The following is a 629-nucleotide window of genomic DNA, read 5'->3' on the forward strand; positions in this document are numbered from 1 at the left end:
GGCCAGCTCGGCAACGGCAGCAGCAGCAACAACCCCCACCCCACACCCGCGCGCGTGACCGACCCAGACCCCAACACCACCTGGACCACCATCAGCGCAGGCGACGAGCACAGCCTCGCCATCGACAACAACGGACACGCATACAGCTGGGGATTCAACGGCGTCGGCGAGCTCGGCAACGGCAGCAGCGACCGCAACCCCACCCCACGCCCGCGCGCGTGACCGACCCGGCCCCCAACACCTGGACCACCATCAGCGCAGGCAGCCAGCACAGCCTCGCCCTCGACAGCAACGGACACGCATACAGCTGGGGATTGAACTCCTACGGCGAGCTCGGCAACGGCAGCAGCGACCCCATCAACAGCAACATCCCCCACCCCACGCCCGCGCGCGTGACCGACCCGGCCCCCGACACCAGCTGGACCACCATCAGCGCAGGCGACCTGCACAGCCTCGCCATCGACAACAACGGACACGCATACAGCTGGGGACGAAACGGAGAGGGCGAGCTCGGCAACGGCACCATCGACACAACCCCGACCACACGCCCGCGCGCGTGACCGACCCGGCCCCCGACACCACCTGGACCACCATCAGCGCAGGCCACGTGCACAGCCTCGCCATCGACA

2 protein-coding genes are annotated in these 629 nt (G+C 68.8%); both read left to right on the forward strand.

Annotation, left to right across the window (positions count from 1 at the left end; genetic code table 11):
• Window positions 1–222, forward strand: a 222-nt coding sequence (locus CRD59_RS08040) for a hypothetical protein (protein WP_201736585.1), incomplete at its 5' end; no start/stop codon positions are given.
• Window positions 219–560, forward strand: a complete 342-nt coding sequence (locus tag CRD59_RS08045; RefSeq protein ID WP_161522321.1) for an RCC1 domain-containing protein — start codon at window positions 219–221, stop codon at window positions 558–560. The genes CRD59_RS08040 and CRD59_RS08045, both read left to right, overlap by 4 nt.
• Window positions 561–629: the final 69 nt, after the last annotated feature.

Source organism: Bifidobacterium xylocopae, from assembly GCF_003315615.1.
Taxonomy (GTDB): domain Bacteria; phylum Actinomycetota; class Actinomycetes; order Actinomycetales; family Bifidobacteriaceae; genus Bombiscardovia; species Bombiscardovia xylocopae.